This is a genomic window from Cohnella sp. 56, from assembly GCF_037963805.1.
Lineage (GTDB): Bacteria > Bacillota > Bacilli > Paenibacillales > Paenibacillaceae > Cohnella.
The window spans coordinates 220,610-242,585 of the sequence record NZ_JAZDQE010000001.1 but is presented as its reverse complement, the minus strand read 5'-3'; the positions used below and the strand labels follow the sequence as shown (position 1 = coordinate 242,585).

At 61.0% G+C, this 21,976-nt stretch carries 19 protein-coding genes; 1 reads left to right on the top strand and 18 read right to left on the bottom strand.

Annotation, left to right across the window (positions count from 1 at the left end):
- Positions 1 to 2: 2 nt before the first annotated feature.
- From VQ071_RS01065 to VQ071_RS01045, 5 genes are all read right to left on the bottom strand, one after another.
- A complete protein-coding gene (locus VQ071_RS01065; protein ID WP_340511982.1) occupies positions 3 to 1,604 on the bottom strand; it encodes a helix-turn-helix domain-containing protein in 1,602 nt (533 codons plus the stop codon).
- A 42-nt stretch (positions 1,605 to 1,646) separates the two neighbouring features.
- Positions 1,647 to 3,569, bottom strand: coding sequence for a sensor histidine kinase (locus tag VQ071_RS01060; RefSeq protein WP_340511981.1), 1,923 nt, complete (start codon positions 3,567 to 3,569; stop codon positions 1,647 to 1,649).
- Between the two features lie 88 nt (positions 3,570 to 3,657).
- On the bottom strand, positions 3,658 to 5,031 hold the full coding sequence (locus tag VQ071_RS01055) for an ABC transporter substrate-binding protein (RefSeq protein ID WP_340511980.1): 1,374 nt from the start codon (positions 5,029 to 5,031) through the stop codon (positions 3,658 to 3,660).
- A gap of 159 nt (positions 5,032 to 5,190) precedes the next feature.
- Entirely contained in the window at positions 5,191 to 6,042 is an 852-nt protein-coding gene (locus tag VQ071_RS01050; protein ID WP_340511979.1) for a carbohydrate ABC transporter permease, read from the bottom strand.
- Positions 6,039 to 6,959, bottom strand: coding sequence for a carbohydrate ABC transporter permease (locus tag VQ071_RS01045; RefSeq protein ID WP_340511978.1), 921 nt, complete (start codon positions 6,957 to 6,959; stop codon positions 6,039 to 6,041). The genes VQ071_RS01050 and VQ071_RS01045 overlap by 4 nt, the downstream gene beginning before the upstream one ends.
- Before the next feature lie 262 nt (positions 6,960 to 7,221).
- Between VQ071_RS01045 and VQ071_RS01040 the strand changes: the two genes are divergently transcribed.
- Positions 7,222 to 7,746 carry a general stress protein gene (locus VQ071_RS01040; RefSeq protein WP_340511977.1) on the top strand — a complete coding sequence of 175 codons (525 nt, stop codon included), beginning with the start codon at positions 7,222 to 7,224 and terminating at the stop codon, positions 7,744 to 7,746.
- 224 nt (positions 7,747 to 7,970) lie between these two features.
- On the opposite strand, the gene VQ071_RS01035 is transcribed toward VQ071_RS01040, so the two are convergent.
- The 13 genes from VQ071_RS01035 to VQ071_RS00975 form a co-directional block, all read right to left on the bottom strand.
- Entirely contained in the window at positions 7,971 to 8,348 is a 378-nt protein-coding gene (locus tag VQ071_RS01035) for a GNAT family N-acetyltransferase (RefSeq protein ID WP_340511976.1), read from the bottom strand.
- A gap of 73 nt (positions 8,349 to 8,421) precedes the next feature.
- A complete protein-coding gene (locus VQ071_RS01030; protein ID WP_340511975.1) occupies positions 8,422 to 9,141 on the bottom strand; it encodes a PIG-L family deacetylase in 720 nt (239 codons plus the stop codon).
- A gap of 146 nt (positions 9,142 to 9,287) precedes the next feature.
- Positions 9,288 to 10,352 (bottom strand): LCP family glycopolymer transferase, encoded by a 1,065-nt coding sequence (locus VQ071_RS01025; RefSeq protein WP_340511974.1) that lies wholly within the window; start codon positions 10,350 to 10,352, stop codon positions 9,288 to 9,290.
- Positions 10,325 to 11,698, bottom strand: coding sequence for a sugar phosphate nucleotidyltransferase (locus VQ071_RS01020; protein WP_340511973.1), 1,374 nt, complete (start codon positions 11,696 to 11,698; stop codon positions 10,325 to 10,327). The genes VQ071_RS01025 and VQ071_RS01020 overlap by 28 nt, the downstream gene beginning before the upstream one ends.
- Before the next feature lie 101 nt (positions 11,699 to 11,799).
- Positions 11,800 to 12,708, bottom strand: coding sequence for a UTP--glucose-1-phosphate uridylyltransferase GalU (gene galU / locus VQ071_RS01015; protein WP_340511972.1), 909 nt, complete (start codon positions 12,706 to 12,708; stop codon positions 11,800 to 11,802).
- A gap of 116 nt (positions 12,709 to 12,824) precedes the next feature.
- Entirely contained in the window at positions 12,825 to 14,297 is a 1,473-nt protein-coding gene (locus VQ071_RS01010; protein ID WP_340511971.1) for an MOP flippase family protein, read from the bottom strand.
- 4 nt (positions 14,298 to 14,301) lie between these two features.
- On the bottom strand, positions 14,302 to 15,465 hold the full coding sequence (locus VQ071_RS01005; RefSeq protein WP_340511970.1) for a glycosyltransferase: 1,164 nt from the start codon (positions 15,463 to 15,465) through the stop codon (positions 14,302 to 14,304).
- Positions 15,462 to 16,598, bottom strand: coding sequence for a glycosyltransferase family 4 protein (locus VQ071_RS01000; protein WP_340511969.1), 1,137 nt, complete (start codon positions 16,596 to 16,598; stop codon positions 15,462 to 15,464). The genes VQ071_RS01005 and VQ071_RS01000 overlap by 4 nt, the downstream gene beginning before the upstream one ends.
- The gene (locus tag VQ071_RS00995) at positions 16,595 to 17,893 is read right to left on the bottom strand and encodes an O-antigen polymerase (RefSeq protein WP_340511968.1); all 1,299 of its coding nucleotides are present in this window, start codon (positions 17,891 to 17,893) and stop codon (positions 16,595 to 16,597) included. The genes VQ071_RS01000 and VQ071_RS00995 overlap by 4 nt, the downstream gene beginning before the upstream one ends.
- 46 nt (positions 17,894 to 17,939) lie before the next feature.
- Positions 17,940 to 19,289, bottom strand: a complete 1,350-nt coding sequence (locus VQ071_RS00990) for a UDP-glucose dehydrogenase family protein (protein WP_340511967.1) — start codon at positions 19,287 to 19,289, stop codon at positions 17,940 to 17,942.
- A gap of 46 nt (positions 19,290 to 19,335) precedes the next feature.
- Positions 19,336 to 20,499, bottom strand: a complete 1,164-nt coding sequence (locus VQ071_RS00985) for a glycosyltransferase family 4 protein (RefSeq protein WP_340511965.1) — start codon at positions 20,497 to 20,499, stop codon at positions 19,336 to 19,338.
- 45 nt (positions 20,500 to 20,544) lie between these two features.
- Positions 20,545 to 21,261, bottom strand: a complete 717-nt coding sequence (locus tag VQ071_RS00980) for a sugar transferase (RefSeq protein ID WP_340511964.1) — start codon at positions 21,259 to 21,261, stop codon at positions 20,545 to 20,547.
- Positions 21,258 to 21,956 carry a CpsD/CapB family tyrosine-protein kinase gene (locus VQ071_RS00975; RefSeq protein ID WP_340511963.1) on the bottom strand — a complete coding sequence of 233 codons (699 nt, stop codon included), beginning with the start codon at positions 21,954 to 21,956 and terminating at the stop codon, positions 21,258 to 21,260. Before VQ071_RS00975 ends, VQ071_RS00980 begins: the two co-directional genes overlap by 4 nt.
- Between the last annotated feature and the right edge of the window lie 20 nt (positions 21,957 to 21,976).

The following is a 21,976-nucleotide window of genomic DNA, read 5'->3' as shown; positions in this document are numbered from 1 at the left end:
ATTCAGTCTCCTCTGTACTCGCCCGGCGTGCCGCCGATGTGCTTTTTGAACAGCTTGGCGAAGTAGCTTTTGTTCTCGTAACCGAGGCGCGCGGCGACCTCCTCGACGCTCATGTTACTGCGGGCGAGCAGTTCCTTGGCCCGCTCCATCTTGGCTGTCGTCACGTACTGAATGAAGTTGTAGCCAGTCTCGCGCTTAAACAGCCGGCTGAAGTAGCTGGAGTTGATGTGCAGCATGTCGGCCACCTCCTCGAGCGTGATTTTGGAGCCGATGTTGTGGCTGACATACTGCTGTGCGCGCAGGATTTCCGAGCGGCGGGACTGTTTGTAAATTAATCCGAGCAGCGGCATTCTTTCCTTGAAAAACTGCAGCATCCAGTCCCCGAGTTCCTGGAGCGTGCCGATGTCGCCCAACGTCCGGTGGAGCACCTCCATCGAGAATATGCTCTGGTAATGCTGCAGCGCCAGAAAACGCATCTGGTTGTCGTACAGGATCTTGAGCGTCCATTCCTTGACCAGCTCTGGGCGGCAGCGCTTCTCTCGCACCTGGTCAAGCCAGTCGCGTATCGTCCTCTCCAGCAGCGCCTCGTCCTCTTCGAGGAAGGCATCGCGAATACGCTGAAGCGCTTCGGGATACAACGCGTGCAGGTCGCCCTCCACCGTGACGGGCAGCTCGGCGAGCGTGAAGACGCCTTCGTCGGGCAGATAAAATCGGCCGGCACCGGAGGACAACAGCTGCTCGGCCGCGCGACCGAGCGCGGCAGGCGCCGCTGCGGAGATGCCGATCAGGAAGGTCGCGCAGATGCCGCTCGCCTGCGACAACCGTTCGCCAAGTCCCCGCAGAAAGGGCCGTACCGACTCCACCTTCATCTCCGTGAGGCTGCGGCGAAACGGAAACAACAGCATCGCCTCCCGGCGGCCGTGGGGCAGCAGTACGGTGCCGGGCAGCTCGTACGCCAGCCCTGCAGCCGCCTGGCCGAGGGATATCTGCACCGCCCGTTCGTCAGGCATCCTCCGCGAGAGCTCGGACCAACGGTTCATCGCGACCAGCACGGGCAGCCATACCTTGCCTTCGAAGTCGATGCCCGCGTCCGCCGCCCCCTCCGCCCACGAGAGATCCCGGCCGCCGTCGGCCGTCATCCTTTCCAGCAGGCCTTGCCTGAACAGGAGCGCATTTTCTTCTTTTTTGGATTGCATGCGGGCCAATTGCCGGGTTTGCTCCTCTCCTGCGGCGATCTGGTCCGACAGCTTGCGCAGCAGAGATGCAATCTGCTCCGGTCTCATCGTCTCCTTAAGCACATAATCGTCCACCTGCATCCGGACCGCCTGCTGGGCATAGGCGAAGTCGCCCATGCACGACAAGATGACGCAGCGAATATCGGGCTTCAGCCGCTTCAGCTCGCCGATCAGCTCGATGCCGTCCATCTGGGGCATGCCGATATCGGTGATGACGATGTCGGGCAGCGAAGCCTGCGCTCGCTCCAGGGCGACCGCGCCGTTCTTGCACATCGAATGAACTTCCAGGCGGAGCTCCTTCCAGGGGATGGAGGCGCTCAGATATTCAAGCACCGGGTAATCGTCGTCCACCATCATGACAGAATACATGTGATCCCCTCCCCCATCTTATGAGTACGCATTCTCTCGAACCTATCCGGCTCCCGCGGCCGGCTGCGGATCGGCGGGGATGACGATCACGATCGTAGTCCCTCGGCCTTCCTCGCTGTCCAGCGTCAGGTTGAACCGTTCGCCGTAGACGAGCTGAAGACGCTCGTACACGTTCGAGATGCCGATGCCCGACAGTCTCCCTGCCGCGCTCTCCGGCAATGCGCCTCGCTGCGAACGGAGCTCGGCGCGCAGACGGTCGAGCGTCTCTCTCGACATGCCCGCTCCGTCGTCGCGGACGACGAGCCGAAGCGCTCCTTCGCCTGCAGCAGCGCCCGCGCCGGGCAGCTCCCGGGGTCCGCCGTCGTCCGGTATCCAGCGGCTCGCCTGGACGACGATCGTCCCCGGCTCCTGTCGCAGGCCGTGAATATAGGCGTTCTCGATTACCGGCTGAAGCAGGAAGCGCGGCACCCGGATCGTCAGCGTATCCGAGGCCGCTTCGATGATCAGCGTCGCTTTTTCCTGCTGGCGGAAGTTCAGCAGCTCCATGTATCGGCGCAGCACTTCAAGCTCCTCGTGCAGCGAGGTGAATTCCTCGTCTCTGCGAATCGTCTGCCGCAGCAGGCCGGACAGCGAGGCGAGCAGCTCGCCGTTTTCCTCGTCTCCCTTGAGCAGGAGGCGCAGCCGGATCGAATTGAGGATGTTGAACAGGAAATGCGGATTGATCTGCGCCTGCAGCATCGCCAGCTCCGCCTTGCGCTTTTGCATCTGCTCCGCCCGGATCTCCCCGATCATCCCTTCGATCCGCTCGAGCATCTGATCGAACTGCTTGCCCAGCCGTCCGATCTCGTCGCTGCCGCGCACGCCCGAGCGAACCGTCAATTCGCCGCGCTCGACCAGGATCGCAGCCTCGCCCAACGCGACGACCGGCTTCGTGAACTGGCGCAGCATATATATGAACAGAGCCAGAAATACGAGCGTCGCCACGATCTGCACCGCGAAGCTGAGCTGCGAGACCGAATGCAGCTGACGCACCGCCTCCTTGTAGGGACGAAGACTGACGACGCGATACCCGCCGTAATCCAGATCGTGCCGGCTTAGCAGGAATTGCTCTCCCTCGTACCGTACGGTCAGCGGCGCATCGGCTCGCCGCACCTCGTCTAGCAAAGGGAACATCTGTCCGATTCGCTCCCTGTTGCGGCTCGCAAGGATGCGTCCGTCGCCGTCAAGGAGCATCGTCTCCTGCCTGCCGATATCGTGCTTGAATATCTCCGCGAGCTTGCTCTCGCTGATGCTGATCAGGATGTAGGCATAAGGATCCTTGGAATACGCCAGCCGCAGATTGCGGGCCATCGTGAGCAAGTAGGGTTCGACCGTCTTGCCGTCCGCCGTGTACTGGTCTACAAGACCGATCCAGCCCACGTCGAACGCGGGAAGCGTCTCCACCTGATCCATCCATGACTTTTCCAAAAAGCTGGATGGATTAAACCCGCCGTAAAGATCGAATTGGTAGTTGGTGAAATAGCGTCCGTCCACGGTGAGAATCGTGACATATACCGTGTCCATCGTAGAGGCGATGCTGCTGAGGATATAGCCGATGTTCTTGGCATCGAAGGCGTCCTGTGCCGGATCGGACTGTCCCAGCTTGTACCGCTGCCAGGTTTCCTTCAATGCGACGTTGATGTTGTTGTCGAACATGATGCCGTTGGAGACGCGGATCATGTTGTCGAACAGGCTGGAGAGATATACGCCGGTCAGCTCGAGCGACTTGTTCTCGTTGTCGACGACCTGATCCCTCACAATCCGCTGCGTCAGATAATCTCCGGCGATCAGCGTGAAGCCGGCCGGGAGCAGCAGGCACAGCAGGGCGGTCATGATCAGCTTGCCGCGCAGGCTGCGCACGAATCTGCGTCCGTTGAACATCCCTCTCGCCTCCCGGAGCCAGCGCTTGTGTCTGTATTTTACCATACATCGCCCGCGCCGCCCCCGAAGGCCAACAAACGCTCCGCAGGGAACGATCCCCTGCGAAGCGCAGCCGAAGCCCGGTCCGGGCGGTTTATTGGTTGGCGTCGACGATCTTCTGCAGCGCGGCCGAAGCCTTCTGAATGGTCGTCTCCATATCCTGCTGCCCGAGGACGTACTTCTCGGCTTCCTTGACGTATGCTTCTTCCAGCTCCGATTGATACGCCGGCGGCAGGCTCAGCGGAGTCGTCGGGCTGTTCTTCATGACGTAGGTCAGCGAATCGGTATCGATCATGTCCGGGCTCTTGACCTTCGACTTCAGACCGGCGATGAATTGATCGACGTCCTGCTTTTTCCAGGCCGAGTAGACGTTGCTCCACTGCTCGCCCTTCGTCGTATACCAGCGGATGAAGTCATAGGCGGCTTGCTGGTTCCGCGACTTTTTCAGTACGCTCATGAAGTTGCCGTTGGCCGGACTCACGCCCGACGGATCGCCCGGCTTGTTCGCCGGCATCGGCGCGAACGCGCTGACGAATGTCGCAGGGAATTCTTCCGAGCCGCCCGCCTCCGTGATCATCCAGTTGCCCGTGACGATCATCGCCGCCTTTTTGGAGAAGTACACCGAGCGGTAAGCCAGCTTCTGCGAGATCGTGTCGCTGTAAGGAATGGCGCTCTTGTCCACCTGCTCCGTCTGGCTGCGGATCTCCAGAGACTTGCGTACCTCGGCGCTGTCCACCTTGAGGACGCCGTTGTTCACGAGGTTGTTGTCCTTGCTCTGATTGAGCAATCCCAGCTCCATATACATCGGCCAGGAGTGGAAAAAGGTGCCGAACACCTTGTTCGCGCCTTCCCCGCCGGACAGCTTGCGCGCATAATCGTAGAATTCGTCCCAAGTCCAGTCGGTCGGTACCGGGAGACCCGCCTTGTCCAGCATCTCTTTGTTCAGGAGCACGAAGTAATTTTCATAAGTGTCGGGGAGGGCGTACACCTTGCCGTCCAGTGATGGATCGACCGTATACTCGTCCGTCACTTTGATCCCTTCGGCGCCCAGCAGGTCGTCCAGCGGGGCCAGCAGATCGAGTCCGACGCGCTTGGAATAATCGGCGGCATTCGGGAACATGACGACATCCAGATCGGAGCCCGAGGCGATCAAGAGGTCCAGCTTCTTCAGACCCTCGACGGAATCGTTGTTCTCGACCAGCTCCTCGTACTCCACGGTCACGTTCGGCTTCTCTTTTTTATATTCGGCGAGCACGCCGTCCATCTGAGCCTGCGGAATCCATGAAGCCAGCTTGATCGTGACAGGCGCGTCCGACGACGAAGCGGATGCCGAGCTCGAGGAAGCCCCGGACGAAGACGGCGAGGCGGCAGTATCGTTGCCGTTGCTATTGCTATTGCCGCAACCGGCTAACAGCGAGATCGAGAGTGCGGACGCCATGGCTGCAGATATCACTTTTTTGTTTAACATGATTAACCTCCCCAGTAATTTTGTCGCACCGGCTGATGATTCGCGGTTCGTAACACAATCGTAACATTGGGGTTTTGATGTCGATAAGATATCAGAATTGACTGAAACGGAAAATAATTGACCGTTTTTCTGATGTCCCGGCAAATATGCCGTCGTATGTTAGCCTTTGACCCCGCCCAGGCTAATGCCTTCGATCACCTGCTTCTGCCCGACGATGAAGACGACGAGCAGCGGCACAATCGCCGATACGGATGCTGCCATGACGAGCGAGTAAAACTGTCCATTGCGATCCGCGAATGCATTCATGCCGAGCTGGATCGTGTAAAGCGCCTTGTCGCTCAGGAAGATGAACGGCGTCTGGTAATCGTTCCAAGTCCAGATGAAGCGCAGTATCGCATAGGTGGCGATCGCCGGCTTTACGAGCGGCAGCAGAATACGCGTGAATATCGAGAAGTGCCCGGCTCCGTCGATCTGCGCCGACTCTACATACTCGTCGGATATGCCCGAGAAAAACTGACGAAGCAGGAAGGTGCCTAGCACGCTGAACCCGCCGAGCAGTACCAGACCCGTATGCGTGTCGTACAGCCCAATGGAGCGATAGATGACGAACAAGGGCACGAGCGTTGCCTCCACCGGGATCATATACGTGGCCAGCACGACCAGAAACAATACATTGCGGCCCGGGAACCGCACCTTCGTGAAGCCGTAGGCCGCCATCGCCGAGACGACGACGGACAGCATCGTGGTCAGTACAGTTACCTTTATCGAATTCCAGTAATACAATACGAAGTTGGCTTTGCCGTTCCATACCTTCGTGTAGTTCTCGATCGCCTGCCAGTGCTTCGGGATCCACTCGACCGGATAATTAAAAACGTCGACCTCCGGCTTGAGCGAGGCGGACAGCATCCATATGAACGGGAGCAGGAAGATGATGCCGAACAGTACAAGCAGCACCGTGATCAGAATACGGGATACGGGCAGCCCCTTCCGCCCTGCGGCTTGCGTCTTCATCCTTGATGCACCCACCTTCTCTGTCCGGCCCATTGGAGAAACGTGATCGCCAGGATGATGACGAACAGCACGATTGACATGGCGGACGCATAACCCGTCTTCAGATTAACGAAGCCTTGCTGGTAAATGTCGTATACGAGAACCGACGTGGAATGCGCCGGCCCGCCGTCCGTCAGCACCTTGATGAGCGCAAACGATTTGAAATTGGCGATCAGGCCGGTGATCAGCAGGAAAAAGCTCGTGGGCGTCAGCAGCGGAAAGGTGATTCGGAAAAACTTCACGCGCGCGGAAGCCCCGTCGATGTCGGCCGCCTCGTACAGATCGCGCGGAATGTTTTTGAGACCCGCGGTATAAATGATGAGAGAGACGCCCAGGTCGATCCAGATCATCAGCAGCATGACCGAAGGCAGCGCATAATGGGGATCGGCCAGCCACTTGGGCGGCTCATGGACGCCGATGGCCGACAGAAACCCGTTGACCGGCCCGTAGGACGGATGGAACAGCACTTGCCAGACGACCGCCACTGCGACGATGCTGGATATTTGCGGCATGAAAAAAATGATTTTGAAAAAGGACTTCATGTAAGCGCGTTCGGATATCAACACCGCCAGCAGCAGCGCGACCGCCATGCCGATCGGCACGGCCAGCAGCATGACCAGATTGTGGAGCAGCGACTCGCCGAATTCCGCGTCCTTGGACAGCCGGGCAAAATTGCCGAAGCCGGAAATATGGAGCTTGTCGTAGCCCGTCAGAAACGACCAGTCGGTCAGACTGAAGAGCAGCAGCATAATCATCGGAATGAGCGTAAAAACGATAACGCCGAGCAGCATCGGACCGACAAACACATACCCGGCCGCGATCTCTCTCCATCGTCTGGCAGCCCTCGATTTTGGGCGGTAATGCTGATTGGGCGTCACGGGCTGTCGCCTCCCGTCTTGTCGATTTCTTTCATTATAGATGTCCGCGGAAGCCCGTCATAAGGCCGGAATATGACTCATTTTAAATTATTTTGACCGGGAATCGGACACTGCTGATCCGGCCGTTGGCTCGACATGCTTTATTTCATAATCTCAGGATAGGGTTATGCTTAACGCTTGTGGGTAAAAGATAAAGAACCCGCATACAAACACACACAAGATTGAACACAAGCAGACAAATCATAAATTCGGAGGGATGAACATGGCACAGGAGCGCGGCACACACGAGAGAAGAATCGTCGGCGTATTCGACACGGAACAGGGCGCCGTGAAGGCGATCGAGGATCTCAAGCGTCAGGGCTACACGTCGGACGACATCTCCGTCATCAGCAAAAATCGGGATGACCTCGATTACGTTACCGACGAGACGGGCACCAAGGCGCCCGAAGGCGCTGCTGCAGGCGCGGCGACAGGCGGCGTAGTCGGCGGACTGACCGGCCTGCTCGCGGGCCTCGGCCTCCTCGTCGTACCGGGCATCGGCCCGATCCTCGCAGCCGGCCCGATCGCAGCGACGCTGACGGGCCTCGCGATCGGCGCGGGCACGGGCGGAATCGTCGGCGGCCTGATCGGCCTCGGCATTCCAGAGGACGAGGCCAAGCGGTACGACGAGGATCTCAACGCCGGCCGAATCCTCGTGCTGGTCGATACCGATCCCGACCGCCGAGCCCCGATCTACGATACGTTCCGCACGAACAACACGCTAAACTCGGATACGTATATCGTCTGATTCCAGCCGTCGTATAGGCGACAGACAAGGCCATCTCCAGTCGAGTGCTCCAATCGACCGGAGATGGCCTTTTACCTTGACCGCGCCGACAAAGCGCCGTCGCGGACGCAGAGCTGCGTTCCACCGACTGTCCTCCTACGCAGAAAAAAGAGACTATCCCGGGGGAATAGTCTCTCTTAATCGCGTGCACGATCACAACCGCATTCCGCCGCCGGATGCGAGCGCTAGCGGGATTCGACGCCGTTGCTGCTGTAAGCGTCCGAATAACGGCTGGCGTCGCCTTCGGCCCACACGTCGGAGAGCGAAGGGTCCGTCTGGAATTGGTGCAGCGCATAGGAGCAGGAGGGGATGATCTTCCGTCCCTTCTCCCTTGCCTCGGCTACGACGAAGTCGAGCAGCTGCCTGGCAAGCCCACGCCCCCGATATTCGCCGTCTACGGCAGTATGATCGATGATCCAAGTGTCCGCGTCGGCCATCGTATACGAGATTTGGCCGATCCGGCCTTTGATGCCGCGCAGAATGTAGCCGTTGCCTTCCCGTTCGGCGATAATCTCCTCTTCAGTCCGTACTTCGGCTGATTCATTATCATATAACGCGCTCATAGCCTAGCACCTCCGTCATCAATCTCGTTCTCTATTCATTACCCCGGCAGCGCCTATCCGATCGCCCCTGCACTCAAGGTTTGTGATAATAAGAGACTGGCTTCGCGATGGCGGCGTCGAAGCAGCGCTTGACCGAATGATAGCCGATGGCGAGCTGTCCGCGGACAGGGTCCCAACGCTTGTACTCCTGCAGGGAGGCTACCACCCGATGCGCCTGCTGCTCCGAACGCTCGACGAGCAGTTCAAGCCTGCGGACTTCCTGCTTGGCGTTGCGGCGATTGTACGGCTCGACATAGAGACGCAAATCTGCAATCGCTCCAGCCCGCGCCAGCTTGCGCGCCGCGCGCCCCATATTCGCGTGATCGGCATGATTGCCGCCCAGATCGGTAAATGTCTTGACCCGGGCGCCCGGATATCTGCGCATGTACTCGCGCAGCACGTCTTCGCACCCCTCCACGCTCGTCGCTCCGTCGCGCATCTGTCCGTCCGCGAAGTGGATGTGACTGTCGGGCACGCCGAGCGCCAGGCAAGAACGGCGGAATTCATCGTTGCGCAGCCGCACGATATCCGTCTCCTCAAGATAGCCGTAGCCTTCGGCCGAAGGATCGTAGTAGCGCCGTGTGAGCGCACTCCTGTCCTCGCCGTTGAGCTGCCTCCTCACGCCGGAGGAGCGCCCGTCCGTATACAAGATGACATGGCATTCGTCGCCCACGTCAAGATGGTTGCGAATGCCCGCGCCGAACGTCAGCGCCTCGTCGTCTTGATGCGGCACAAAAAACAAATTAACAGCCATCCGGCTTGTCCCTCCCGCTCCCGTTCAAAATTATGTGCCCGCCCAAGAGGCTGCGGCGCAGATGCGCTGCCTCCCCGACAGCACATGAAGAGGCCCGTCCGGGCGCGCGGCCTCGCGGCCATACGCCCGGACGGGCCTCGCGCGCTCTACACGCCGTTCGCGTCCAGCTGACGGACGAACTGGTCGTGCATGCGCTGCCGCTCGCTCTCGCTGACCTGATAGTAGTAGATGCCGCCGATGCGTTCGCCGCCGCCTGCTACCTGGTCTTTGTTTACGACTTCGATCTTCTTGCGGTAGTTGTTGAACAGCGCCTTCATGTCGTCGACCGTCAGATTCGTCTTGGCGTTGGCACGGATCTGGTCGAAGATGTCCGGCAGCTTGGCCACGGTCGTGAACCGCTTCGCCTTGTCGATCAGCTCGGCGAGCACGCCCTGCTGCCGCTCGATCCGGCCGATGTCGCCCTTGGGATCGTCGTAGCGCATGCGCGAGTACAGCAGCGCATTCTCACCGTCCAGGTCGAGCCGGCCCTCCGGGTAGGTGACGCCGTCGATCGTGAAGCCGAACGGGTTGTCCACCGAGACGCCGCCGAGAATGTCGATGATCCGTGCGAAGCCCTCCATATTCACCTTGACGTAATAGTCGATGGGGACGTCCATGAACCGCTCGACGGTACGGATCGACATGTCGACGCCGCCGAAGGCGTAGGCATGGTTGATCTTGTCGAGCTTGCCCTTGCCGACAATCTCGGTGCGGGTGTCGCGGGGAATATTGTACAGGAGAGCGGAGTGCTTGGCCGGGTTGACGGCGACGACCATGATCGTGTCCGAGCGTCCCGTGTCGCCCGCGCGCTCGTCGACGCCGAGCAGCAGGACGGTGAACGGATCGCCGTCGTTCAGATCGACGGCGTGCGGACCTGTGCCGGCGGCGGGCAGCGCACCGCCTGAAGCCGCCAGCTGCACGGTGCCGCCTGCTGCAGACCCGTTGTCGGCGCCCGCAGACTCGTTCCCGCCGCCTGAGGCCCCCACTCCGACCGCCTGCGCTCCGCCCCCTTCTGGGGCCGGAGCGATCGGCTGATAGATGGAGCTGAGCGTCTCCTTCGCATCATGATAGATATACCAGGCATAGCCGCCTGTTCCGATGACGAGGAGCAGGACGGCCGCAGCTGCGACGATGAGCGATTTTTTTACGAAGGAATGCCTCTTGACAGACAATGGAACTCCATCTCCTCCCAGGTGCCGTACAGATCGATCTCATCCTCTTCCTTCACCGAATCGCCCTGCTGGATCTCGATGAATTCCATGTCCGTCGCCGCCCGCAGCCCGTGATAGGAGCCGGCGGGGATGCGGAACACGTCTCCCGGCTTCAGGATGTACAGCTCCTCGTTCAGCACGAGTTCGCCCTCTCCCGAGACGATCGTCAGCGTATCCGTGCGCTCCGTATGGTAGTGGTAGCTGAGATGCTTGCCGGCCTTCAGGCAGACGCGCTTGGTCAGCACCTCCGAATCCCTGCTCTTGGAGTAATCCAGCACGCGGTACCAGCCCCACGTCCGCTCCTCGTACATCGGACGCTGGTTCGGCACGACCATGTCCTTGATCCGCGGGCTCGCGTTTTTGTCGGAGACGAGGATACCGTCCGGACTGACCGCGACGATCGCGTTGTGAATGCCGATGATCGTGACGGGAATGTCGAGCTCGTTGACCAGATGCGTATTGTTGCTGTCCTCGCTCAGAATGCCGTTGCCGATCACGCTCGCGCCCATGTTGTCCGTGAGCGTGTTCCAGGTGCCGAGGTCCTTCCAGTAGCCGTCGTACGGAATGACGACGATGTCCGATTCCTTCTCGACGACCTCATAGTCGAAGCTGATCTTGGCGAGCTTGCCGTAGTCCTGCTGCAGGTCCTCGTAGCGGATCGGCACGCCCCGCTCGAGCAGCAGGCCGATCAGATAGCCGAGCTTGAAGGCGAATACGCCGCAGTTCCACAGCGCGCCGTCGGCGATGAGCGCCTTGGCCTTCTCCTCCGTCGGCTTCTCCGTGAAGCGCGCGACGCGGCTGTGCGAGTCGTCCCCGCTCCCTTGCTCGGGCACGATGTAGCCATACTTCGAGGACGGGATCGTCGGCGTCACGCCCATGAGTGCGATCTTCGCATCCGTCCGGTTCAGCACATCCTCCAGATCGCAGATTCGCTCGAAGAACCGGTCTTCGACATACGGATCGACGGGCAGGATGCACACGGTCTCGTTCAGGTCGACCTGCTTCAGCGAGTACAGGTAGGCCGCCGCCAGCGCGATCGCCGGGAACGTGTCCCGACGCTCCGGCTCGACGATGATCGGCACCTGGCCGAGCTGGCTTTGCAGGATGTCGAGCTGCTGCTTGCCCGTCGCGATGACGGTCGATTGGTCGAGGCCTACCGCGCAGATCTGGCCCCATACCCGCTGCACCATCGATTCCATTTCCTTATTTTCGTTTTCGAGCACCTTGAGGAATTGCTTGGACCTCGCATCGTTGGACAGCGGCCACAGTCGTTTGCCGGAACCCCCGGACAGCAGTACCAATTTCATTGTTTTATTCCCTCCAGATCTTTTTCTCTTTCTGTTGCAACCGACGGTTGCATCCGACGGCGCCGCTGCTCACGCGGCGAATATCGCGCCGGCGCCTGTGCTCAACCGATTCTCAGCTCTCCGCGCACGCGCTCGGCCGTGGCACCGGCCCCGGTCAGCTCGTGCAGATGATCCCACAGGCCCGAGCCGAGCTCATCGCGCTTCAGGGCGAAGTCGATGTTCGCCTTCAGGAAGCCCAGCTTGCTGCCGACGTCGTACAGCTTGCCTTCGTAGCTGTAGCTGTACATGCTTTTCTGCGAAGCCAGCTGCTTCATCGCATCCGTCAGCTGGATCTCCCCGCCCACGCCCGGCTGTTGATGCTCGAGAATGTCCATAATTTCCGGATCCAGAATGTAGCGCCCGATCATCGCCAGATTGGACGGCGGGTTGATCTTCGGCTTTTCCACCAGGTTCGTGATCCGGTTCAGCTTCTTGCTGATCATGTCGCCCTGGATGACGCCGTAGCTGGAGACGCTCTCCCACGGCACTTCCTCTACAGCTATAATACTGCCCTGCCGCTCCTCGTAGACGTCGATCATCTGCTTCAGGCACGGCACTTCGCTCTCGATGATCATATCGCCGAGCAATACGGCGAACGGTTCGTTATTTATGAACTTGCGGGCGCACCAGATGGCATGTCCGAGGCCGAGCGGCTCTTTTTGCCGGACGCAATGGATCTCGACCAGATTGGTCACGCCCCGCACGATTTCCAGCAGCTCGTTTTTTTGCTTGCATTCGAGATCGGCCTCAAGCTCGTGATTTTTGTCGAAGTGATCCTCGATCGACCGCTTGCTGCGTCCCGTGACGATGATGATGTCCTCGATGCCGGAGCAGATCGCCTCTTCGACGATGTATTGGATCGTCGGCTTGTCGACGATCGGGAGCATCTCTTTGGGCATCGCCTTCGTCGCGGGCAAGAACCTCGTGCCGAGGCCCGCGGCGGGGATGATCGCTTTTTTGACTGTGTTCATTCTGGTTGAACCCTCCTATCTGCTGTGAATACTGGCTGAGCGGCGAGCGCGAGACAGGACGACGGAACTGCGGGGATGACGGGGATTATGGCGTCAAGGGGGGAGCCGGCTGGGCTTCACCCCGGCTTCACGGACTTATGTCTCCTATATACCTTATCGCGTACCGCGTGAATCAGATTGCGATTGAAATAGAATATGACCGCGAAGTAGAGCAGCGCACCGCAGATGACCTGCAGGATAAAGCCCGTATTCAGCTCAAACAGCGTCAGGGACAGCCAATCGAAGGCAAGCACCCCGACGACCATGACCAGGCCGCACAGCATTCCTGGCGCAATACCTCGGAGCAGCGGGGCCAGACTCGGCCCCAGTACGCGCCGGACGGCATAGCTGTACTGGACGCAGAATATAACGAGCTGAACGATCACAAAGGCGATACACAGCCCCTTCATGCCGCCGGCGTAAGCGCCGATGAGCAGGCCGGGCACCTGAATGGCGATGCAGAGCAGCGTATAGCGGAAATACAGATTCATCCGTCCTTTGGATTGCAAGAGCGGCAGCACGGCCACAACCATGGAGCGCAGCAGGAACATGACGCACAAGATCTGGATGAGCGGTACGCTCGGCAGCCACTTCTCGCCGAAGGCGAACGTGACGAGCAGCGGCGCCGTGACGAGCAGGCCCAGATAGATCGGCGCACTCAGATAGCTGATGCCCTCGACGATCTTGATATAACCTCTGCGCAGCTGCGTCAGGTCGTCCTGAATCTTGGCGAATATCGGCAGCGTGACCGAGTTGATGAGCGGCGTCAGCTTCTGGACCGGCATGATGCACAGCTGATAGGCAAATGTGTAATAGCCGAGCGTCTGCGCGCCGTACATGCGGCCCAGAATCAAATAGTCCACGTTCGAAATGAAGGACTGGAGCAGGTTCGAGGACATCTGGTAGACGCCGAAGCTGAGATAGCCCTTGAGATCGTCGCGCGCGAAGTGAACGGTCGGCGTCCATCTGCGCCAGCCCATAATCGCAAGGCCGGCCGAACGGATCAATGCGTTGCCCAGGTAGGAGCCGACCAGCGCGTACACGCCATAGCCGAGATAAGCGCCGCCGAGGGCGATGACGAAGCCCCCGACATAGGCGGCGATCTGAATCTTGGAGATCACGTCGAACTTGAGCTCCTTGCGCGACAGCACCTCGAATTGCTGGCCAAAAGCCGGAACGAGACATAGCAGCGACATCCACCGGACCGGATTCACGAGCTCGGGCTCATCGTAGAAGGCCGCCACAAGCGGTGCGGACAGGAAGATGGCCAGGCTGATGACGAAGCTCGTCGCCAGATTCAATATGTAGAGGCTCGAGAGGTGATCCCTGGTGACGTCCTGGCGGTGAATAATCGCGTTGGAGATGCCCATGTCGGACAGATTGACGGCGGCGGCGACGATTACCATGACCATGCCCATCAGGCCGTAGTCGGTCGGCGTGAGCAGATGGGAGACGGAGATGAGCTGGAGAAGTTGCACGACGATCGAGACGACTGTCGCCAGCGTGGACCATTTGGCTGCGTCAATGCCCTTTTTTTTGAGCGAGGTCATGGTGTCACTTCCTTCCTTCGGTTAGAACTGCCCGGCGCAAGCCTGCCGCGAATTCGAGCAGCGCCGCGGCCTTGGCATCCCAGGCATGGCGCTCGGCCATGGCACGGATGCGCTCGCGCCCGTGCCGGGCGGCGATCGCCGCCCGCACCTGCGCCGGGAATTCGCCCGCCTGCCGGTAGAAGTACAGGAACGGCTCCTCGCGCCGGAGCAGCTCGGGCGTCTCGGTCACGACGACCGGCAGCCCTGCAGCCGCGTACTCGTACAGCTTCATCGGGCTGCGGCCCCGGTTGGCCGCATGATCGCTGAGCGGCAGCAGCGCGACGTCGGCGTGATGGAGGTACCGCGGCACGTCCTTGTACGGCTTCGGGCCGAGCAGATGGACGTTCGGCCGGCCGCCGAGCGCGGCGGCGGCCGCTTCGCTCGGCGGCCCGATGATGACGAGGCCGAGCTCTGGCCACGCATCCGCGAGCCGGCGCAGCGCGTCCAGGTCGAGCCGCTCGTCGAGCGCGCCGACGTAGACGGCGCGGGGCCCCGGGATCGCCCGCATATCCTCGGGCTCCTCGCCGCCCGCCGCGAAGTGGGCGAACTCGACGCCGTTCTCGAGCAGCAGGCTCGGCAGCGCGGGGTTGTACGGCTGCAGCGCGCCGAGCACCGGCTCCGACGTGGAGACGAGCCCGTGCGCGCTCGCCATGATGGCCGCCTCCGCCGCCGCGATCGAGCTGTCGCCCGTCATCTGGGCGTACAGATCGGTTGGCCTGTATACGGTGACGGCCGGCTTCACGACCTTGTCCAGCCCCGCGAAGCGCGGCTGGTCGATGAGCAGCAGATCGACGCGCTCCATCTGCTGCGAACGGAGCAGCCGCTTCATGCGCGGCAGCGTCCAGTTCTTGCCCGTGCGGGCGTAGATCGGACCGGCCAGCTCCCACGGCAGCAGCGACATCGGCACGCTGTTGACCGCCTGCTCCGGACCCGCCTCGCGCTCGCCGCGGTAGATCCGGATGCGCTCGCGGATGTCGCGGTCCTTGTACTTGAGCAGATGCATCGGACTGAGCGGCGTGCTCATATGGAGCACGCGATGCCCAAGCCGCTTCATCTCCCTGGCGAGATGGTGCGAGCCGACGACGAACGGCCCGCCCATATACGTATGGCTCGCGAATACGATGTTCATCGGCTCCAGCTCCCCTCTCCCTCCGCGACGTAGGCCTCCGCTCCCCGATTCAGATGCGGCCGCACCGCGTCCATCGTCTCTCTGGCGCATCGCTCCCAGGAGAAGCTGTCCGCGCGGGCGATGCCCCGCCGGCGCATGCCCTCCCTCAGCTCGCCGTCCGACATGACCTGCCGGATCTTGTCCGCGATATCGGCGGGACTGTGCGGATCGCAGTAGAGCGCGGCATCCTGGCATACCTCGGGAATCGAGGCCGCCCGCGACGCGACGACAGGACAGCCGCAGGCCATCGCCTCAAGCGCCGGGAAGCCGAAGCCCTCGTAGAAGGACGGGAAGACGAAGCAGGAGGCGCTGTCGTACAGCGCCCGCAGCTCCTCGTCCGTCACGTAGCCGAGCTGCCTGACTTCCCCGCCGAGCGCTGCGCCCGCAGGCTTGAAGATGCTGCTGCTGCCGCCCGCGATGACGATATCGAAGTCGACGTCGCCCAGCAGCCGGATCGCCTCCGCGACCGAGGCGAAGTTTTTGTTCGGGCTCATGCTGCTGACGGCCAGCACATAAGGCCTGTCCAGCTTGTGACGCTCGAATACCGTCCTGTCCGGTGCCGTGCGCAGCATATGCTCTTTGCCGTGGTAGATGGTGCTGATCTTGGCCGGCCGAATGCCGAAGTGCCGCTTCAGCTGATCCTCGGAGAAGGCGGAGCAGGTGAGAATCTGCCTGGCATTCATGCCGAGCCCGCGCAGCAGCACCTTGTACCATGTGCGAAAAGCGAAGGAATACGTGTCCGGCGCCGCATACACGGCCGCGTCGTGGATCGTGACGGCCTGGCCGCGTTTCGCCAGCGGTCCGGTGTTGCACAGGCTGAGCAGGAAGCCGTCCGCGGACAGGAACGGCAGGCTCAGCTGCTCCCAAGCATGGCCGGAGCCGCGGCCGGCCTGCCTCGTCTCGATATGGCGCAAGCCCGCATCCTGCAGTTCTCCCTGCGGCGCCAGCACGATGAATTCGCAGGCGGCGACGGACGGATCCCGGCTGCCCGCCAGCTGGTCGAGCGCACGCAGCAGCTCGAGCGCGTAGCGCTGCACACCCGTGATGCGCTGGGTGAGGAAGCGGCCGTTAATATACACTTTGCGACGCGTCATGCCTCGTTCACCCCCGACAGTCGCCAGCTCTTCACTTTGCGACGATTATAATGAACAATCAGCGTGAACAGGAGCAGCGCGACCCAGCACGGGAAGAAGCGACCGCTCGTGAAGTACAAATACCGCGGAAACTCCAGAATGCCCACGATCCAGATCGGGTACAGCAGCATGCCGAACGTATGATTGTTGCGGAAATGCGTGTACAGCACCCCGCTGGCATAGCCGAGCAGCGCCATGTAGACGAGCGCGCCCGCGAAGCCGTAATCGTGATAGGGCAGCATGAGACCGGACGGATTGTTGAACTCCGGATTGCCCATCGTTTCCAAAATGTTGTTCAGCAGATTCATCGGGCGTGCGCCATGAGCTTCGGCATAAGCGTCGCCGCCCGGCGATATCTTCCACAGCCAATCCCATGTATAGTAGGGAAAAGGATTCGCAGGAAAGCCGAGCTCACGTATGTACAGCGTGCCGGTATTGAGCGCAGTGACGTAGTAGCCGAAAAAGCGGGTGACTACGAACTCCCAAAATGAAGGATAAATATGCACGTAATAGCTGAGCCAGGAACGGAAATATTCGCTGACGCCGAAAAATCCGATGACGAAAACGATGCCGATGACCGGGTACAGCCGCACGAGCGGCACCCGCTTGCCCTGCTTGAGGCGCATCGAGATCCAGATGACCGCGGCCGGCACGACGATCTCCATCAGAGCGAGACGCTCCGAAAAGAAGATCGAGCGCATCAGCGTGAGCAGGAACACGACCGCCATGGCCGGCAGGAACGTCTTTTTCCCCGTGAGGCATTGATAGTAGGTTGCCAGAATCGTAAAGGCGATGCCGAAGTTGGTGAACGAAGTGACGCCCGTAATCTTGTCGAAGTTCTGCTTGATCGAATAGATGACGCCGGGTTCTCCCTTGAGCACGGACAGGAACAGCGAGAGTGTAAACCCGCTGCGCACCATGATCAGCAGGTAGACGGCGTAGCCGAACACCGTCATGGCGAACAGCGCGAAGACGGCGAACTTGATGAAGCTCTCCCGCTTCCGGATCGCCTCCGGCAGGACGGAGGCGGGCTTCACGCCCTTGTTCAGCAACCCCGCCAGCAGCCCGCCCAGGACAAAGGCGGCGGCCGGATAGACCGCCAGCCAGATGTTGCCGCTGTCGATGAACTTGTCCACCCGGTAGAACATGCGGTAGTTCTCCCCCGGGATCATATAAGCGCCGGTGATGACGATTCCCATCACGATGGCGAACAGGACGGTCGGGTTCATCCACCAGACCGATGCGTTCTTTCTCATAGCTCGGGCACTCCCTCGTCTTGATTGCGCTTCGGCAGCGCGCCGATCACCGTTCATAGCCGGCGACAGGCTCCGATGCGGATGGGGACAGTCCGCCTACGTGCGGGCGGCCTACGGAGTAGTAGCGCAGCTCCGCTTCGTTCACCTGCTCGCTCGTATACACATTGCGGCCGTCGATCAGCACATTCTGCCGCATGACCGCCTGCACCTCCGGCAGCGCGAGCGCCTTGAACGCCGGCCAATCGGTCAGTAGGCAGAGCGCGTCGGCAGAGCGCGCGGCATCGAGCGCGTCCTCGCACCAGCGGACCTCGTCCGCCTGGCCGAAGATGGCGCGGAAGTTCGCGGTCGCCACCGGATCGTAGGCCTGCACCTCGGCGCCTTCGGCCAGCAGCGCGCCGATGATGTCCAGCGCCGGCGACTCGCGCACGTCGTCGGTGTCCGGCTTGAACGCCAGCCCCCAGATACCGATCCGCTTGCCGCCGAGCTCGCCGAGACTGTGCCGCAGCTTCGTCATAATATTGAACCGCTGGCCCTGGTTCACCTCGACGACCGACTTCAGCAGCTTGAACTCGTAGTCCACGTTGCCGGCGATCTGGATGAGCGCGTTCGTGTCCTTGGGGAAGCAGGACCCGCCGTAGCCGATGCCGGCCTGCAGGAACGACGGCCCGATGCGCCGGTCGTGCCCCATGCCCTTCGCCACGTCCGTGACGTCTGCGCCGACCTTCTCGCAGATGTTGGCAATCTCGTTGATGAACGAGATCTTGGTCGCGAGGAAGGCGTTGGACGCGTACTTGATCATCTCCGCGCTGCGCACGTCGGTCAGCATGATCCGCTCGGTCAGCGGCCGGTGCAGCTCGGCGAGCTTGGCCGCGGCGTCGGGGCTGTCCGAGCCGATGATGATGCGGTCCGGGTGCAGCGTATCCGCGATCGCCGAGCCTTCGCGCAGGAACTCGGGAATCGAGACGACGTCGAACGGATGCTGCGTCAGCTGCGCGACGATCTGCCTGATCTTGTCGTTCGTGCCGACCGGCACCGTGCTCTTGGTCGCGATGATCTTGTAGCCGTTCATCTCCAGCGCGATGTCCCGGGCGGCCTGCTCGATGAACGCGAGGTTGGCTTCTCCGCTCGGCAGCGACGGGGTGCCGACGCAGATGAAGATCGCCTCCGCGCTCCGGATGGAGGACGACAGGTCGCCGGTGAAGCGCAGGCGGCCGAGCGCTTTGTTTTTGGCGATCAGCTCCTGCAGGCCCGGCTCGTAGATCGGGACCTCTCCTCCGTTCAGCCGCCCGATCTTCGCCAGATCCTTGTCGAGGCAGGTGACGTCGTTGCCGATCTCCGAGAAGCAGACGCCGGATACCAGTCCGACGTACCCGGTGCCGATGAAGGTCAATTTCATAGTTGTCTATATCCTCCTATGCGTTCGTCTACGTCTTTACACACCCTTACAGAACCGCCTGCACGCCGCCGCTGCCGGTCTGGCGCGTATTCTGGCGCAGCTTGTTGTCTACATGCTGCAGCAGCTTCTTGCGGAACGCCTCCGGCGAGAACCGCACCGCGTTCTTGCGGCAGTTCGCCGCCTGGATCGCGCCGCCCTCCGTCTCGAAGCGTCTGACCGCCTCGGCGAGACTGGACGCCGTCTGCTCCTGGAAGAACACGCCCGTCGGCTGCTGGACGCCGAGTCCGCGCACCGTCTCGAGCGAGCCGCCTCTGCCGTAGGCGATGACGGGCGTGCCGCATGCCTGCGCCTCGACCGGCGTGATGCCGAAGTCCTCCTCGGCCGCGAATACGAACGCCTTGGCGCGCTGCATGTGGTCGATCAGCACCGCGTCAGGCTGGTAGCCGAGCACCGTGATGTTGGGCGCCTTGGCCGCATGGGCCTTGACCTTGTCCATCTCGGGACCGTCGCCGATGACGACCAGCCTCTTGTCCGGCATGCCCGCGAACGCTTCGGCGATCATGTCCATCTTCTTGTAGGGAACCATGCGCGAGGCGGTCAGGTAGAAGTCTTCCTTGTCTTCGCGATAGGCGAAGGCGTTCACGTTAACCGGGGGATAGATGACGCTGGACTCTCTGCGGTAGACCTTCCATATGCGGCTGGCGATAAAATCGGAGTTGGCGATAAAGAAGTCCACGCCGTTGGCGGTGCGATAATCCCACATGCGGATGCGGCTGAGCATGTACTTGGCGAAGGCGCCCTTCAGGCCGCGCTGCAGGCCGGATTCCTTCAGGTACTGATGCTGCATGTCCCAGGCGTAGCGGATCGGCGAATGAACGTAGGAGATATGAAGCTGATTGGGCCCCGTGATGACGCCCTTCGCGACGGCATGCGAGCTCGATAGAATGAGGTCGTAGGACGACAAGTCGAATTGCTCGATGGCGAGCGGCATGAGCGGCAGATATTGCCTGTATTTCTTTTTGGCGAACGGCATGTTCTGGAGAAAAGAGGTTCGGACCTTGCGGCCCTTGAGGAACCCCCGATCCTTCTCCGGCAGGAAATCGACCATCGTAAAAATGTCGGCTTCCGGGTACACCTCGAGCATCTGCTCGACGACCTTCTCCGAACCCGCATACGTCGTCAGCCATTCGTGAACGATCGCAACCTTCATCCGGCTATTCTCCTCCTGTCTACGCACGGTGCATCTGGCTGATTTTTAGTAGGCGCCCTTCTTGAGCAGCACGCTTCGCACCGTTGCCAGCAAAATCTTGATGTCGAGCGCGAGCGATTTGTGATAGACATAGTAAAGTTCCAGATCGACGCGCTCCGGGTAGCCGACGTCGCTGCGTCCGCTGACCTGCCAGTAGCCGGTGATGCCGGGCTTGACCGACAGGAATTCGCGCTTCTTGTCGCGGTATTCCTTGAGCTCCTGGGCGACGACGGGGCGCGGTCCGACGAGACTCATCTCGCCCTTCAGCACGTTGAACAGCTGCGGCAGCTCGTCGAGGCTTGTCTTGCGCAGGAACCGTCCGATCCGCGTAATGCGCGGGTCCTCGTGCGCCTCGAGCTTGTAGTTGCTGGCGACATACTTGGCATAGAGCTCCTTGTCCTCGCGGAGCAGCTGCTCGGAGTTCGTGTTCATGGAGCGGAACTTGTAGATGTTGAACAGGCTGGCGCCCTTGCCGATCCGGTGCTGCTTGAAGAAGACGGGTCCCTTCGGATCTTCGAGCTTGATGAGGAGCGCGATGACGGCAAATACCGGGAACAGGACAATCAGTCCGATGCCCGATCCGAGCAAATCGATCACTCGCTTGGCGCTGCTGAACAGGTAGGATGTCCCGCTTGTCTTGACAGTAGGTTTGACGATAGGCTTGGCGGACGTCGTGGCTGGTGCGCGGCTGGCGATCTCGAGCTCGTTGCCGACTAGACTCATGTGTAATCTCCTCCGTAACCGTAATAGTTGGCATAGCTGGACTCGACGCGGCCCCGGCTGCTGTTGTTCAGGACGGCGCCGAGAATGCGGGCCCCTACATGCTCCAGGCCGAGGCGCGTGCGTCGGACGGCTTCCTTGGTAACCTTGCCCGAGCGGGCGACGAGCACGACGCCGTCGGACATGGCGCCGACGATCTGTGCGTCGGCGAACGACGAAGCGGGCGGCGAATCGATGATGATGACGTCGAACTGGGACTTGAGCGATTCCAGCAGCTCCAGCATCGCGGCGGAGCCGAGCAGCTCTGACGGATTGGCCGGCACCGTGCCTGCGGGGAGCACGAACAGATTGGCGATGTCCGTCTGCTGCAGCGCATCCTGGAGCTTGCCCTGGCCGATCAGAATGTCGCTGAGACCCGCGCGGCTCGTACGGAAAAACGCTTGGGCAACCGCCGGCCGCCGCAGATCGGCATCCAGCAGCAGCACGCTTTTATTTTCCTGTGCGTAGCTGATTGCCAGATTGATCGCGGTCGTCGTACGTCCCTCTCCGGTGACCGCCGAGGCGACGAGAATGACGTTGACGGCTTGTCCCATTACCGAAAAGCGGATATTCGTCCGCAGCTTCTTGTAAGATTCCGACACCGTAGAGCCGGGCTGGGCCTTGGCGATGTGGCGGTGCTTGCTTGTTTCTCTGGTCATGTGAGATCCCTGCCTGTCCG

What these genes read in the sequence shown, in the direction of transcription:
- VQ071_RS00980 (WP_340511964.1), bottom strand. Translation starts at nt 21,261, where the DNA reads ATGAGTCTAGTCGGCAACGAGCTCGAGATCGCCAGCCGCGCACCAGCC.
- VQ071_RS01035 (WP_340511976.1), bottom strand. Translation starts at nt 8,348, where the DNA reads ATGAGCGCGTTATATGATAATGAATCAGCCGAAGTACGGACTGAAGAG.
- VQ071_RS01000 (WP_340511969.1), bottom strand. Translation starts at nt 16,598, where the DNA reads ATGACGCGTCGCAAAGTGTATATTAACGGCCGCTTCCTCACCCAGCGC.
- VQ071_RS01010 (WP_340511971.1), bottom strand. Translation starts at nt 14,297, where the DNA reads ATGACCTCGCTCAAAAAAAAGGGCATTGACGCAGCCAAATGGTCCACG.
- VQ071_RS01040 (WP_340511977.1), top strand. Translation starts at nt 7,222, where the DNA reads ATGGCACAGGAGCGCGGCACACACGAGAGAAGAATCGTCGGCGTATTC.
- VQ071_RS01005 (WP_340511970.1), bottom strand. Translation starts at nt 15,465, where the DNA reads ATGAACATCGTATTCGCGAGCCATACGTATATGGGCGGGCCGTTCGTC.
- VQ071_RS01050 (WP_340511979.1), bottom strand. Translation starts at nt 6,042, where the DNA reads ATGAAGACGCAAGCCGCAGGGCGGAAGGGGCTGCCCGTATCCCGTATT.
- VQ071_RS01060 (WP_340511981.1), bottom strand. Translation starts at nt 3,569, where the DNA reads ATGGTAAAATACAGACACAAGCGCTGGCTCCGGGAGGCGAGAGGGATG.
- VQ071_RS00975 (WP_340511963.1), bottom strand. Translation starts at nt 21,956, where the DNA reads ATGACCAGAGAAACAAGCAAGCACCGCCACATCGCCAAGGCCCAGCCC.
- VQ071_RS01065 (WP_340511982.1), bottom strand. Translation starts at nt 1,604, where the DNA reads ATGTATTCTGTCATGATGGTGGACGACGATTACCCGGTGCTTGAATAT.
- VQ071_RS01030 (WP_340511975.1), bottom strand. Translation starts at nt 9,141, where the DNA reads ATGGCTGTTAATTTGTTTTTTGTGCCGCATCAAGACGACGAGGCGCTG.
- VQ071_RS00990 (WP_340511967.1), bottom strand. Translation starts at nt 19,289, where the DNA reads ATGAAATTGACCTTCATCGGCACCGGGTACGTCGGACTGGTATCCGGC.
- galU (WP_340511972.1), bottom strand. Translation starts at nt 12,708, where the DNA reads ATGAACACAGTCAAAAAAGCGATCATCCCCGCCGCGGGCCTCGGCACG.
- VQ071_RS01055 (WP_340511980.1), bottom strand. Translation starts at nt 5,031, where the DNA reads ATGTTAAACAAAAAAGTGATATCTGCAGCCATGGCGTCCGCACTCTCG.
- VQ071_RS01020 (WP_340511973.1), bottom strand. Translation starts at nt 11,698, where the DNA reads ATGAAATTGGTACTGCTGTCCGGGGGTTCCGGCAAACGACTGTGGCCG.
- VQ071_RS00995 (WP_340511968.1), bottom strand. Translation starts at nt 17,893, where the DNA reads ATGAGAAAGAACGCATCGGTCTGGTGGATGAACCCGACCGTCCTGTTC.
- VQ071_RS00985 (WP_340511965.1), bottom strand. Translation starts at nt 20,499, where the DNA reads ATGAAGGTTGCGATCGTTCACGAATGGCTGACGACGTATGCGGGTTCG.